The 13105-nt window shown below is 36.8% G+C and carries 12 protein-coding genes; 1 reads left to right on the top strand and 11 read right to left on the bottom strand.

The annotated features are described in order from the left end of the window. The coding region (locus GSA01S_RS10855; protein ID WP_169792683.1) for a hypothetical protein at nucleotides 1–309 on the top strand (309 nt) is incomplete at its 5' end. Nucleotides 310–852: 543 nt separating this feature from the next. Here GSA01S_RS10855 and eno read toward each other — a convergent pair. From eno to GSA01S_RS11225, 11 genes are all read right to left on the bottom strand, one after another. Beyond that, nucleotides 853–2157 (bottom strand): phosphopyruvate hydratase, encoded by a 1305-nt coding sequence (gene eno, locus GSA01S_RS06440; RefSeq protein WP_066125952.1) that lies wholly within the window; start codon nucleotides 2155–2157, stop codon nucleotides 853–855. A 112-nt stretch (nucleotides 2158–2269) separates the two neighbouring features. Beyond that, a complete protein-coding gene (gene gpmI / locus GSA01S_RS06435; protein WP_066125950.1) occupies nucleotides 2270–3799 on the bottom strand; it encodes a 2,3-bisphosphoglycerate-independent phosphoglycerate mutase in 1530 nt (509 codons plus the stop codon). Next, nucleotides 3799–4557, bottom strand: a complete 759-nt coding sequence (gene tpiA / locus GSA01S_RS06430) for a triose-phosphate isomerase (RefSeq protein ID WP_066125948.1) — start codon at nucleotides 4555–4557, stop codon at nucleotides 3799–3801. Before tpiA ends, gpmI begins: the two co-directional genes overlap by 1 nt. Before the next feature lie 76 nt (nucleotides 4558–4633). Continuing rightward, entirely contained in the window at nucleotides 4634–5824 is a 1191-nt protein-coding gene (locus GSA01S_RS06425) for a phosphoglycerate kinase (protein WP_066125947.1), read from the bottom strand. A gap of 104 nt (nucleotides 5825–5928) precedes the next feature. Beyond that, nucleotides 5929–6930 (bottom strand): type I glyceraldehyde-3-phosphate dehydrogenase, encoded by a 1002-nt coding sequence (gap, locus tag GSA01S_RS06420; RefSeq protein ID WP_066125945.1) that lies wholly within the window; start codon nucleotides 6928–6930, stop codon nucleotides 5929–5931. 30 nt (nucleotides 6931–6960) lie between these two features. Next, nucleotides 6961–8001 (bottom strand): sugar-binding transcriptional regulator, encoded by a 1041-nt coding sequence (locus GSA01S_RS06415; RefSeq protein ID WP_066125944.1) that lies wholly within the window; start codon nucleotides 7999–8001, stop codon nucleotides 6961–6963. Between the two features lie 327 nt (nucleotides 8002–8328). Further along, nucleotides 8329–8922 (bottom strand): ATP-dependent Clp endopeptidase proteolytic subunit ClpP, encoded by a 594-nt coding sequence (clpP, locus tag GSA01S_RS06410; RefSeq protein WP_066125953.1) that lies wholly within the window; start codon nucleotides 8920–8922, stop codon nucleotides 8329–8331. Between the two features lie 307 nt (nucleotides 8923–9229). Continuing rightward, the gene (locus GSA01S_RS06405; RefSeq protein WP_066125942.1) at nucleotides 9230–10495 is read right to left on the bottom strand and encodes an ABC transporter substrate-binding protein; all 1266 of its coding nucleotides are present in this window, start codon (nucleotides 10493–10495) and stop codon (nucleotides 9230–9232) included. Nucleotides 10496–10531: 36 nt separating this feature from the next. Next, on the bottom strand, nucleotides 10532–11353 hold the full coding sequence (locus GSA01S_RS06400) for a carbohydrate ABC transporter permease (protein WP_066125940.1): 822 nt from the start codon (nucleotides 11351–11353) through the stop codon (nucleotides 10532–10534). A 2-nt stretch (nucleotides 11354–11355) separates the two neighbouring features. Beyond that, complete coding sequence (locus GSA01S_RS06395; protein WP_066125938.1) at nucleotides 11356–12255, bottom strand: carbohydrate ABC transporter permease; 900 nt, start codon at nucleotides 12253–12255, stop codon at nucleotides 11356–11358. Further along, the coding region (locus GSA01S_RS11225; protein WP_157064785.1) for an ABC transporter ATP-binding protein at nucleotides 12245–13105 on the bottom strand (861 nt) is incomplete at its 5' end. The genes GSA01S_RS06395 and GSA01S_RS11225, both read right to left, overlap by 11 nt.

Raw genomic sequence — 13105 nt, 5'->3', positions numbered from 1 at the left:
AATGCTACTTCTCTCATTGATGATTATAGTATTGATAAGGGGGCATTAGTACAACCGCTACATTATGAAGACGCAAGAAATTTCAAAAAATATAACTATCAAATTTTGTCCGATTGGTATTTTGCCTACCAAGTTTCGCCTGGAATTAACACCCCAATTGGATCTATTGTAAGAACTTACAATGTTTTTTGGAGAGATGTTTCATATACAGTAGAATACGATGTATATGACAGATATTCTGGGGCATTTATTAGACATGTCAAAAGAACACAATACACTAAAGAAGAGGATTGGCGTGTGGTTTATTAGTATAAAGGAGTGGTAAGATGAAACTTTTGGAATCGAACATAACAAAATTTGTTTTGATGATAATATATTTCCTGTTACCTATTGTCAGTTTACACCTAAATTTACCCACCTCAAACATAATTATAAATAATAAAATCAGTTCCATCATCTCATTCATTTTAATCTTAATTTTTTACAAAAAGCAACTTTCAATGAACAAACTCATTTTAGGACTCTACCTTTATTACTTCATTTTTCTAATTCTAGCAACAAGCGGAATTTTTTCCTAAAATCAATAGTTGAAAGAATAAATTATAGTATGTCTATTAATTAAGATGTGCTGGTACACTAAAATTTGAATACCAAATTTACAAACCTACAAAAGCAAAGAAACAGTTCAAAATGTATGTTTCTTTGCTTTTTTGCTACCACTTTAATTATTAGAAAACATCTATACCTCCTATACTAGAGCTATTAATTCACTCTGATAACTTCCATATGAAAAGATACATTAAAAAACGCCCCCTCATTGAGGGAGCGTCACATTAATTAGCAATTAACTAATTATTTTTTTAAGTCTAAGTTGTAGAATGATTTTAAGCCGTTGTATTTAGCAACCTCGCCTAATTCATCTTCGATACGTAATAATTGGTTGTATTTAGCGATACGGTCTGTACGGCTTAATGAACCTGTTTTGATTTGGCCAGCGTTAGTTGCAACAGCGATGTCAGCGATTGTTGAATCTTCTGTTTCACCTGAACGGTGTGATACAACTGCTGTGTAACCAGCTTCTTTAGCCATTTCGATTGCATCGAATGTTTCAGTTAATGTACCAATTTGGTTAACTTTGATTAAGATTGAGTTACCAACGCCGTTTTCGATACCACGTTCTAAGATTTCAGTGTTTGTTACGAATAAGTCGTCACCTACTAATTGAACTTTATCACCGATACGTTCAGTTAATAATTTCCAACCTTCCCAGTCGTTTTCATCCATACCATCTTCGATAGAGATGATTGGGTATTTGTTTACTAATTCTTCTAAATAATCAACTTGTTCTTCAGCTGTACGTTTTACACCATTTTCACCTTCGAATTTAGTGTAGTCGTAAACGCCATTTTCATAGAATTCTGAAGAAGCACAGTCAAATCCTAAGAATACATCTTTACCTGGTTCTAAACCAGCTTTTTTAATAGCTTCTAAGATAGTTTCAACACCATCTTCAGTTCCTTCGAATGAAGGAGCAAATCCACCTTCGTCACCTACAGCAGTTACTAAACCACGGTCATGTAAGATTGCTTTTAATGCGTGGAATACTTCAGTACCCCAACGTAAAGCTTCTTTAAATGTAGGAGCACCAACAGGTAAAATCATGAACTCTTGGAAAGCGATTGGCGCATCAGAGTGAGATCCACCGTTAACAATGTTCATCATTGGTGTAGGTAAAACTTTAGTATTGAATCCACCTAAATATTGGTATAAAGGAATATTTAAGTAATCTGCAGCTGCACGTGCAACAGCGATAGAAACACCTAAGATTGCGTTTGCACCTAATTTACCTTTGTTAGGAGTACCGTCTAATTCGATCATTAATTTATCGATTGCTTGTTGTTGTAAAACATCGTATCCTAATAAAGCTTCAGCGATAATATTGTTAACATTATCAACTGCTTTAGAAACACCTTTACCTAAGTAACGTTCTTTGTCTCCGTCACGTAATTCAACCGCTTCGTGTTCACCAGTAGAAGCACCTGAAGGTACCATACCGCGACCGAAAGCACCGCTTTCTGTATAAACTTCAACTTCGATTGTTGGGTTACCGCGTGAATCTAAAACTTCGCGTGCATAAACATCTGTAATAAATGGCATTTTTTATTTCTCCTTTAATTTGGTATAAATTTTTACACTGAGATCGTATAAAATACCTATCTCTATTGTAATTATAAATTGGGTGAAATGCAAAGCATTTCGAGGTTTTTCATTATTTTTTAATTAATGATTCACCAGTCATTTCTCCTGGTTTTTCAAGACCTAGTAAATCTAACATTGTAGGCGCTACGTCTGCTAATCGACCATCTTCTCTTAATTCAATTCCATGTTTTGTTACGATAACCGGAACTGGAACAGTCGTATGAGCAGTGTGTGGCGTTCCTTCAGGTGTTATCATCGTCTCTGAGTTTCCGTGGTCAGCAAAAATTATCGCATAGCCACCTTTTTCTAAAATAGCATCAACCACTTTACCTAAGTTTTCGTCAACTGCTTCGATTGCTTTGATAGTTGGTTCTAACATACCAGAGTGTCCAACCATATCTGGGTTGGCGAAGTTTAAGATAATCGCATCATTTTCATCATTCATAATGCTATTATATAAAGCATCGCCCACTTCGTAGGCTGACATTTCAGGTTTTAAGTCATAAGTAGCTACTTTTGGTGATGGGATTAAAATACGGTTTTCGCCTGGGAATTCCTCATTACGTCCACCATTCATAAAGAATGTAACATGTGGATATTTTTCCGTTTCGGCGATACGTAATTGTTTTAATCCAGCATTTGATAATACTTCACCGATAACATTTGTCATTGGAATTGGTGGGAATGCTACTTCTGCATCAATACTAGGATTATAAAGCGTCATAGTTGTTAATTTAACATTTTTCGCTTGTACGCCACGATCAAAGTTATCCCATTCTTTATCGGTAACTGCATTTGATAATTGGATCGCACGGTCTGGACGGAAGTTAAAGAAGATGATTGAATCATTGTCTTCAACTTTAGCAATTGGTTGACCATTCTCTGTAATCACAGCTGGAACGATAAACTCATCTGTTATACCTTCAGCATAGTTATGTTCTAAAACAGCTTGTGCTGAGTCAAATGTTGGTCCTTCGCTATGGAAAATAGCATCATAAGCTAATTTCACACGTTCCCATCGTTTATCACGGTCCATTGCATAATAACGACCAGATACAGTAGCAATCTTACCTACGCCAGTTGCAGCTAAGTAATCTTCTAAAGTTTTAACGTAGCCTGGTCCAGCTTTTGGATCCACGTCACGTCCATCCATAAAGGCATGGATGTAAACTTTTTCGATTCCTTTAGCTTTAGCAGTATCCACTAAGGCTAATAAATGATTTATATGACTATGAACACCACCATCAGATAATAAACCAAATAAATGTAAAGCTGAATGATTATCTAATACTTGTTGGAAAGCGTGATCCAAAGCATCATTCGTTGCGAATTCACCATCAGCAATGGCTTTATCGATACGGGTTAAACTTTGATAAACAATACGTCCAGCACCAATATTGGTGTGTCCAACTTCAGAGTTACCCATTTGACCATCAGGAAGACCAACATCTAATCCTGATGCTTTCATTGTTGAATGTGGAAATTCATTGTAATATCGATCAAAATTTGGTTTTTTAGCTAAAGCAACCGCATTACCATTGCTATCAGCTCTCCAGCCAAATCCGTCTAAGATGATAATCGCTACGGGAGATTTACTCATTATTTTACTACCTCCAATAATGCTAAGAAAGAATCAGGTTGTAAAGAAGCGCCACCTACTAATGCGCCGTCAACGTCTGGACAAGCCATGTAGTCTTTAATGTTTTCAGGTTTAACTGAACCACCGTATTGTACGCGAACTTTATCTGCAACATCTTGACCAAAGTCAGCTGCTACCACGTCACGAACAGCTTTACACATTTTTTGAGCATCATCTTGAGTTGCTGATTTACCAGTACCGATTGCCCAGATTGGTTCATAAGCAATGACTAATGAAGCTACTTGGTCTGCGGTTAAGTCTTTTAAGGCTGCTTTAATTTGAGTACCCACAAACTCTTCAGCTTTACCTGCTTCATAAGTTTCTAAAGTTTCACCACAGCAGATGATTGGTGTCATCTCATTTCGGAAAATAGCATGTGCTTTCTTATTGATGTCTTCATCTGTTTCGTGGAAATATTCTCGACGTTCAGAGTGACCAATAATGACATATTCTACTCCTAAGGCACCTAAGGCTTTAGGACTAATTTCTCCAGTAAATGCACCTTCATCTTCAAAATAACAGTTTTGAGCTGCTACTTTAACTTCTGTATCTTTAACCCCTTTTTTCATTCCTTCAAGGAATAATGCAGGTGAACCGATAACTGTATCAACTAAATCATTTGATGGGATATTGTTTTTGACAGCATCCACAAATTCACGAGCTTCGGGAGCCGTTTTATTCATTTTCCAGTTACCAGCGATAATTGGTTTACGTGACATTCTATCTTCTCCTTTTATAATTCTTAACTAACGACAGGGTAGAGTCACTCCCCCACCCTGGCTTTGAGCTTTTTAATTACTTGTCGTTAATTGCTTCAACGCCTGGTAAAACTGCGCCTTCTAAATAAGTTAATGACGCACCACCACCAGTAGAGATATGTGAGAATTTATCTTCATATCCTAATTGTAAAACTGCTGCCGCAGAGTCTCCACCACCAACGATTGTTGTGGCATCTTCTAAGTTAGCAATAGCTTCACAAACACCAATAGTCCCTTTAGCAAAATTAGGCATTTCGAATACACCCATTGGGCCATTCCATACCACTGTTTTCGCATCTTTTAAGATCTCAGTGTAAAACTCTACTGATTTAGGTCCACAGTCTAAACCTTCCCAATCAGCAGGAATATCGTCGATAGATACTACTTGAGTATTCGCATCATTTGAGAAGTCATCAGCTGCAACGACATCTACCGGTAAAGCAATTTTATCACCCGCTTTAGCTAATAATTCTTTAGCTAACTCAACGCGATCTAATTCTAATAATGAATTACCAACTTCTTTACCTTGAGCTTTTAAGAATGTATAAGCCATACCGCCACCGATAATAACTTTATCAGCTTTGTCTAATAAGTTTTCAATCACTTTAATTTTATCAGATACTTTTGCTCCACCCAAAATAGCCACGAATGGTCGAACAGGGTTATCCACTGCTTCACCTAAGAATTTTACTTCTTTCTCCATTAAATAACCTGCAGCAGATTCTAAATGAGAAGCAATGCCTACGTTAGAAGCATGTGCACGGTGAGCTGTACCGAAAGCATCATTGACGAATAAGTCACCTAATGAAGCCCAATATTTACCTAATTCAGCATCATTACCAGATTCTTTTTTGCCATCGATATCTTCGAAACGAGTATTTTCAACAACTAATACTTCACCTTCATTTAAAGACTTAACAGCTTCTTCTAATTCTGCACCACGAGTTACTGGAGAGAATTTTACTTCTTGATCTAATAATTCAGCTAGACGGTCAGCAGCTGGTTTTAATGATTTACCAGCTTTGTCTTCTTCTGTTTTCACCTTTCCTAAGTGAGAGAATAAAACAACTTTAGCTTGATTGTTGATTAAATATTTGATGGTATCTAAAGCCGCAACAATACGGTTATCGTCGGTAATAACGCCATCTTTCATTGGAACGTTAAAATCCACACGCACTAATACTGTTTTGCCTTGGACTTGTAAATCTTCAACTGTTTTTTTTGCCATACTTTTCTCCTCCTAAAGAGTTTTTTTATAAATAAAAAATGCAGGGAAGCGTCTTTGCCTCCCCGCACTTTTGGATAGACGCTTTTGAAACGCTATTTGATAAATTAAGCTTTAGCGAAGTATTCTAAAGTACGAACTAATTGTGCAGTATATGACATTTCATTGTCATACCAAGCAACAGTTTTAACTAATTGTTTGTCGCCAACAGTCATAACTTTTGTTTGAGTTGCATCGAATAATGAACCATAAGTAATACCTACGATATCAGAAGAAACGATTGGATCTTCAGTGTAGCCATATGATTCGTTAGCTGCTGCTTTCATAGCTGCATTAACTTCTTCAACTGTAACTGGTTTTTCTAATACAGTTACTAATTCAGTTAATGATCCTGTAGGAACTGGAACACGTTGTGCAGCACCGTCTAATTTACCGTTTAATTCTGGGATAACTAAACCGATAGCTTTAGCAGCACCTGTTGTATTAGGAACGATGTTTGCTGCAGCAGCACGAGCACGACGTAAGTCACCTTTAGCGTGAGGTGCATCTAATGTATTTTGGTCACCTGTGTAAGCGTGGATAGTTGTCATTAAACCTTCAACAACACCAAATTTGTCTTGTAAAGCTTTAGCCATAGGAGCTAAACAGTTAGTAGTACATGAAGCACCAGAAATAACTGTTTCATCACCTGTTAAGATTTCGTGGTTAGTGTTATAAACGATTGTTGGAACATCATTTCCACCAGGAGCAGAAATTACAACACGTTTAGCGCCACCTTTTAAGTGTAATTCAGCTTTTTCTTTAGAAGTGAAGAAACCAGTACATTCTAAAACGATGTCTACGCCTAATTCACCCCATGGTAATTCTTCAGGGTTACGGTTAGCTAAAACTTTAACTTCATTACCGTTAACACGGAAAGCACCTTCTAAAACTTCAACTTCACCATTGAAACGGCCTTGAGTTGTATCATATTTTAATAAGTGTGCTAATGTATTAGCATCTGTTAAGTCGTTGATTGCTACTACTTCAATTCCTTCTACATCTTGGATGCGACGGAATGCTAAACGACCGATACGTCCAAAACCATTAATACCTACTTTTACTGTCATAATTGACTTCCTCCTTAAGGATTTTTTATTTTAATGAGTTTCCTCATTTAAAATCATATTTGCGACGCCCTCATCACAGATTAACCATCCATGATGTTGGACTAATTTACAATAGCCTTCTACGGCATGTGCTTTTGTAGCACCACCAACTATTGTGAGAACTAAAGGAATTTGACTAACGTCTTCAATTTGAATACCAATACGTGGTAATCGTAATACTTCTTGGCCTTGTTCATCAAAGAACACACCAAACGCTTCGCCAATAGCCTTTCTTTCTTTTAATAATTGTTGTTGTTGTGCAGTAAGCTCTCGGCGCTCTGCCATCACTTTGGCGGATCCAACACTGACTAATAAACAATCTGCTTTCTTACTCAGTGCTACTGCCTGACTAATCGAAGGATCTGTCATCAATACTTTTGATGCATCTTCTTCCATCGCATCAGGTAGAAATAAGGGAACATATTTTGAATTCGTTTTTTGAGCCATCACACCACCGACAATATTGGATTGGATATTAAATCCACCTCCAACACCCCCTCGGGCTGGAACAAAAACTAATTCACGATTTTCGGACAATTCATCGGTTAAACCCTCGCCAACATGTGCTAAGGTCTCGCCACCGGTCACAGCAATAATGCTGCGGCCAAATTTTAAGTACCGTTCTAACACTTGCTGAGTGGCGTAACTCAACTCTCGATAGGCCACCGAATCATGCTCTAAGTCACCTGGTACCACCCAACAATTTGAAATGCCCAAGCGCCCTTTTAGTGCTTCTTCGATATCGTGTAAGCGACTTGAATTTTTTATTGTTTCCGTAATCATATCTGAAACAATATGTCCGTGTTCCGTTAAACGAATCCCCACTCTGGTCACTTCGACTAAGTCTTGTTCGCGCATTAGGTCAATAATCGTTCGTACTGAACGCTCAGAACTATTGATCCGTTCAGCTAAATTTTTTCGACCTAAAGGCTCACCAGCCTGTCTTAAGTGATAGAGGATTTCATAACGCGTTTGCAACATCGCACTTAAATCAGGTGCTATTGCTTGCATCATAGAAAAAACATCCTGCATGGTGTTCCTCCTCTTGGGCAACTAATGACCAACCACTCAAGTTTATAAAAAACTTTAGTAAATAATCAGTCCATCGTTTTCCATATTAATACTATACCATTATTCAATATTGTTTGCAATCAAAATCAAATAATAACAGCCGATATTGCCCCCTATTGCATGGGCGATTATTGGCCAATAAGATTAAATATTTCAATATTAACAAATGGTTAAGTGCTTTCTTTGAAAGAGTTTAATATTACATATATTTTCATAAAAAAAATTCTGGACTTTCGCCCAGAATTAAGATTTTCTTAAAATTTAAAATATTAAATTCTTTTCGTTCAATTATTTTAACGATTTGTTATTCTCCATAATATGATCAATTAAACCATATTCTTTTGCCTGTTCCGCAGTCATATAATTATCACGGTCCGTATCGCGGGCAATAATATCGATTGGTTGCCCTGTACGATCAGCTAAAATCGTATTAAGGCGCTCACGCGTATGTAAAATATGACGGGCAGCTATTTCGATTTCAGTTGCTTGACCTTGCGCTCCACCTAATGGTTGGTGAATCATCACTTCAGAATTAGGTAAAGCGTAGCGTTTGCCTTTTTGTCCTGCTGCTAATAAGAAAGCCCCCATTGACGCAGCCATTCCGATAACAATCGTTTGTACATCAGACTTAATAAAGTTCATCGTATCAAAAATAGCTAATCCAGCAGAAACGCTCCCCCCAGGTGAATTAATATATAAATAAATATCCTTTTCTGAGTCTTGGGCTTCTAAAAATAATAATTGGGCAATGACACTGTTAGCCACATTATCATCAATAGGTCCACTTAGCATAATAATTCTATCTTTTAATAAACGAGAATAAATATCATAGGCACGTTCTCCACGTGAAGATTGTTCAATTACTGTAGGTATTAAATTCAAATTTATCGCTCCTTTTCTCACTTTATCTGGATTCATTATACTCCATTAGTCAAATAAGGTCAATCTTATTGACTTGAATATTTCCTTCGTCATTTTATCGAACACTGTTACAAGTTTCAACGAAAAGCATTCTAGGAAAAATTCATTTTTGTTTATCCTTTATAAAACGGCTCTATACTTTTTGTTGTAGGTCAACAAAAATGCCTCTGTCCATTCACACCATTTGACAAAGAGCCTATAAAAAATGAAGGCCTCTGTTAAAGCCTTCATTTTCCGTACTGTTGTCATTTATCAATCGTCTTGTTAATTATAGACCTAAAAATCCTTTTACTAATGTTTCGATATTTGCCATTTCAGTTGCTGCATCAGCATCATTAATAATAATATTTTCTAATGCTGTTTTTAACTCAGAGTAAACTTCACTAGCTCCAACATAGGCAGCTTGTGCCTTACCAAATTCTAATTCTTCAGAGGCAGCTTTAACAAGTGGATTTTCTTCTAAGTATTGAGTCCATTCTTCAGATTCTGCGCCTTGTTTTGTAACAGGTAAATAACCTGTCGCAATCGCCCAACGGTCAGTATTTTCTAATAAGAATGACATGAATTGCACTGCCGCTTTTTGTTGTTCTTCAGATGCAGAATTGAAAACACCTAAATCATTACCTGCAAATAAGGTTAACTCTTCACCATCACCAAAGACAGGAATATGTGCAGTTTCTAATTCAATACCACTTTCTTCTACACCCGGTAATACATATTGTAAACCAGCAGAAGAACCAATATATAACGCACTTTCACCAGCAGCAAATGGACCAGACATATAGCCATCTTCACCTGCTGTACGTGCATGTTCATTCGCTAATAAATCTTTAATGAATTGAAGTGGCTCAATCGCTTTTTCAGAAGACATATCAACTTGCGATAAATCATCTGCAATCCAAGTTGCACCATTTTGGCGAGCCATTGTTTCATATTCCATGGTTAACTCGTTTTCAAATCCCATTGCTGGCTTTTCAATTCCAGCTTCATCTAATTTTTCACCTAATGCCAATACTTCATCCCAAGTTTTTGGAACTTCAGCATTCACTTCATCCAACATTGTTTTATTGACAAACATTAAGCGTACTGATTTCGAGAATGGTAAAGCATAAATTTGATCATCAAAAGTAGCACCTTTTAAGAAAGTTTCATAAACCCCTTCTTTTAACTCATCCGTATAGCCGTTTTCAGGTGTTAATAAGTCATTTAAAGGTAATAATAAACCTTGATCCATGAAATCCGGCGTGTTTGAAGCTGTTAATTGAGCAATTGTCGGTAAATCGCCTGATACACCAGAAGCCATAATACTTTGTTGTAAAGTAGAATAGTCACCTTGGTTTTGTTCAACGACTTCAATCCCTTCTTGTGAAGCATTAAATTCTTCAACTAATTTAGTTAACATTTCTTGATGTGGACCATTCATCGCATGCCAAAAAGTTACTTGTACTTTCTCTTGCGCATTTGCTGATGGAACAAAAGAGCCTAAAGCTGTTGCTGCTAATAAAGTTGCCGCTAATGTGCGTAATTTTTTCATTAATGTTTTCCTCCCAGAAAATAAATCCTAAGTCATCTAGCCTTTAAGACCAGAACTTGCAATACCTTGCATAATATATTTTTGCAAGAACAGATAAATGACAACCATTGGAACTACTACTAAGGTTGACGCTGCCATTAATAACTCAAATTGAGTTCCGGCTTCGGTCGTAAAAGCTTGTAGTCCCACAGGCAATGTACGTAATGCCTTATCGTTTGTGACAATTAATGGCCACATAAACGAATTCCAACTACCAATTACTTTCAATATCATGACCGCAATAATCGTTGATTTAGATAAAGGCACCATCATTTCCCATAGGAAACGCCAGTCACTCGCACCATCGGTTTTAGCGGCATAATAAAGCTGATCTGGTATCGATTGGAATGATTGTTTTAAAGTAAAGACTGAAAAAACACTTGCAAGCCATGGTATAATCAAAGCCCAATAGGTGTTAATCATATCCCAACTTGCTAAAGTCACAAAGTTAGGTATGGTCATCAATTCACCCGGCACCATCATGGTGGCTAATAAAATAATGAACAATACATCTTTACCCCAAAACTTTAGTTTAGCAAAGGCAAAAGCTGCCAAAATGCTCGTAATTAACTCGCCCGTTGTGGTCGTCAAGGTGACCAATAAACTATTTAAAAAATAGCGAGCGAATGGGGCTACCTTCAGCGCTTTTTCATAATTTGAAAACAACCAATTCCGAGGTAACCAAGTAGGAGGAATCGCAATAGCTTCACCTGCTGATTTTAAACTTGTTACTAACATCCAATAGAAAGGCAACACCATAAACAGGCCACCTAAAAACAATAGCATATATAATAAAATGTTTTTAAAAAACCCCTTCATCATTAGCCACCTCTCTTTTCAAAGTAACGGTTGCCGGCATTTTGAACCATAGTAATGACTAAAACAATCAAGAACAAAATAATACCGGTTGCTGCTGCTTGACCATATTTGAATTTTACATAGAATTTTTCAAATAAATAATAAACTAAAGTGGTTGCCGAACCTGCGGGCCCAGGTCTACCACTAAATAAAGCAAAGACTTCGTCGAATACCTTAAAACCACTGATTACCCCTAAGGTCGACAATAAAAATAAAGTCGGTCTTAATAAGGGAATCGTAATATTAGTAAAGCGATTAAAAGCATTTGCCCCATCAATTTTAGCGGCTTTATAGTAATTCTCATTGATATTACCTAAACCTACTAATAATAGTAAAATATTAAAACCTAAACTCTTCCATACCGCCATAATCATCACGGCCGGCAACGCATTATCAGGTGAATTTAACCAGTTAACGGCATCTGCTCCAAATAAGCTAAGAATATAATTAAAGAAACCATAGCGTGAATGATACAACCAACTCCACACCACCGAAACGGCCACTGTACTGGTCACATAAGGCAAGAAATAAACGGTTCTAAAGAAACCTTTTAAAAACGGAATACTATTTAACATTAACGCAATCATCAATGAGATAAAAATACTCGTTGGCACGACCCCAATAACATAAATAAACGTGTTTTTTAGAGCTTGATGAAATTTAGGATCACTGAGGACGATTTGATAGTTTTCCAATCCTCGCGATTTAACTTCACCCGTAAACAAATTAAAATTAGTATAAAAACTCATCGCCACTGATTTAAAAATAGGATAAATGGTAAAAATACCAATAAATGTTAACATCGGTGCCAAATAAAGTAATGCTTGTAAGGTGCTTTTTAGCGTCGGTTTTTTATTCATGATTCACTACCTCAACTCTGGCAGTTGTCTTGTCAAAGAACATTATTTTTTCCGGTGCTACTTTTAAGTATACCAAGCTACCTTCTGGTACATCTAATTCTAAATCGGTAACCGTAAAGGATTCTCCCTCGAATATCATATGCGTCGTAATGTCTTTACCGACATGTTCAATTCTCTCAACCGTTGCTTGTAGTAAATAATCTTCTGCGCTTCCTAATGTAAAATGCTCAGAACGAATCCCTATCGTTTCCCATTCATGATCAAATACCCATGCCTCATGATTTAAAGAAGGTGAATTTTTAGTAAAGGTATTAATAACGGGTGAACCGATGAATTTCGCCACAAAAAGATTATTAGGTTCTTTATATAAAGTAACCGGATCCGTTTTTTGTTGAATTTCACCTTGGTTTAAGACCATCACATTATCCGAAATACTTAATGCTTCTTCTTGATCGTGGGTTACAAACACGGTCGTCACACCCGTTTCTTGTTGAATACGACGAATTTCCTCACGCATCTCAATTCGCAAACGCGCATCTAAATTGGATAATGGCTCATCCATCAATAAGACTGACGGAGATTTCGCCAAAGCCCGACTAATGGCTACTCTTTGTTGTTGCCCACCCGATAATTGACGTGGGTATTTATCCAGTTGATCGTCAATTTGTGTTAAAGCTGCCATATTTTTTCCAATTTCGATTCTCTTGGCTTTCGGCATCTTGCTCATCTTTAATGGAAACATAATGTTTTCTAACACTGTCAAATGAGGGTATAAGGCATAATTTTGAAAAACTAACCCGACTTGACGTTTTACCGGATCCAATTTAGTAACGTCGCGATCATCAAAATAAAT

This window comes from Globicatella sanguinis NBRC 15551, from assembly GCF_001552295.1.
Classification (GTDB): Bacteria; Bacillota; Bacilli; order Lactobacillales; family Aerococcaceae; genus Globicatella; species Globicatella sanguinis.
This window is presented reverse-complemented; position numbering and strand designations above follow the sequence as displayed.